3 protein-coding genes are annotated in these 1224 nt (G+C 50.6%); 2 read left to right on the top strand and 1 reads right to left on the bottom strand.

Annotation, left to right across the window (positions count from 1 at the left end; all coding sequences use genetic code 11):
* Positions 1-198: 198 nt before the first annotated feature.
* Both KOR42_RS26305 and KOR42_RS26300 read left to right on the top strand, forming a co-directional pair.
* Positions 199-525: a hypothetical protein gene (locus tag KOR42_RS26305; protein ID WP_146512755.1), complete on the top strand. Its 327-nt coding sequence runs from the start codon at positions 199-201 to the stop codon at positions 523-525.
* The gene (locus KOR42_RS26300) at positions 522-1022 is read left to right on the top strand and encodes a hypothetical protein (RefSeq protein ID WP_146512754.1); all 501 of its coding nucleotides are present in this window, start codon (positions 522-524) and stop codon (positions 1020-1022) included. Before KOR42_RS26305 ends, KOR42_RS26300 begins: the two co-directional genes overlap by 4 nt.
* A 40-nt stretch (positions 1023-1062) precedes the next feature.
* Here the strand turns inward: KOR42_RS26300 and KOR42_RS28125 are convergent, their stop codons facing one another.
* Positions 1063-1224 carry an integrase core domain-containing protein gene (locus KOR42_RS28125; RefSeq protein ID WP_390620856.1) on the bottom strand — a complete coding sequence of 54 codons (162 nt, stop codon included), beginning with the start codon at positions 1222-1224 and terminating at the stop codon, positions 1063-1065.

Below are 1224 nucleotides of genomic sequence, written 5' to 3'. Positions count from 1 at the left end.
GAATCATTTCGATCATCTCCCACTGAAGGTCAGTCAGGTCACTTGGGTACGCTTTTCGAATCGCCTCGGACACCGTGCACTCCTTTGCGTTGATGAACCGCAAAGTGTGAACAAAACCAGACTTTCACAAAACCTCAGTTTCCGGATAGCCTCTTAGTCCTGCTGTATGTGAATCGCGACAACATGAATTCACTTGGCATGACCGAACAACTTCTGATCGCGTTGTCGCTGAGCATCGTAGCATTGGGACTTGGTACGCTACTGCTCTTGAGGCCTGTTGTGATTTCACTCCAGGGCGATGTCGTCAGATTTCGAAAATCGCTATTGTATCCACGTTTTGATGTGTGTTCATCGAAAGACATTGTAGGTGTTGAAGTCGATTGGCTGCAAAACACATCACGGTGTGATGTCATCTTAAGTACGGCGACGATCAAACATCGAGTCTCAGTACTCTACGCTGAAATGAACCCGTACGAGATTAAAGACCTACTGATTCGCAACGGTGTCGGAGGCCTTAAGAAATGAAGTCGAGGAACTATCTGTCGAAAACTTCGCTGCGTGGTCTGGGCTGGGTGGCATTGCAGAAAGAACTTCTGAGCCGGGTGCCGGGTGCAATGCCCTCGCTTGCGTGGGCATGCTTTGATCGTCGTGAGATGGTCAAGTTGGAGATGCACTCTGGCCATCGAAAAACTCGAAGAGTCTACAACACTGACGGAGATGCCCATTTGCTGACTATTTCGTGCTTTCGTCGACTTCCTTTGTTGAATAAAAGCCGAACATGCCAGTGGATGGTCGATGGCATTGGTCTTGCCAGGAAGAAAAATCCCTTCGATCTCTGGGGGTGGGGCATTATGCCGGAGCAGGTGCATCTGATTCTAATGCCTCATGCGAACGTTCGGATGTCGATGACGAGGTCAATTCAAGACGATTCGACTGACCAGTTTTTACATGCCGTCGCTCGCGTGGGCATGGCACCCTGGCTACGGCGCGAATTGGAGATTTACCACTTTGGACGCAAGTGAAATGCCCCCGAAGTTTGAACCAGGCTTATGAGAGTTGGGGTTAGGTAAGTAAGTCAGTGTGCTGGAGTGGAGGAGAAGGTGGAGCCGTAGGCGGAACCTTCTCTGGAACGGAAGCACACTGAGTCGAAAATTCGGCAGGCGTCAACCCTCCAAGAGAGCTGTGCGGACGGCGGTGGTTGTAAGTCATCCGCCAGTCCTGAAT

This window comes from Thalassoglobus neptunius (assembly GCF_007859735.1).
Classification (GTDB): Bacteria; Planctomycetota; Planctomycetia; order Planctomycetales; family Planctomycetaceae; genus Thalassoglobus; species Thalassoglobus neptunius.
Note: the sequence above shows the minus strand (reverse complement) of the source record. Positions and strands in the feature narration are given on the sequence as shown.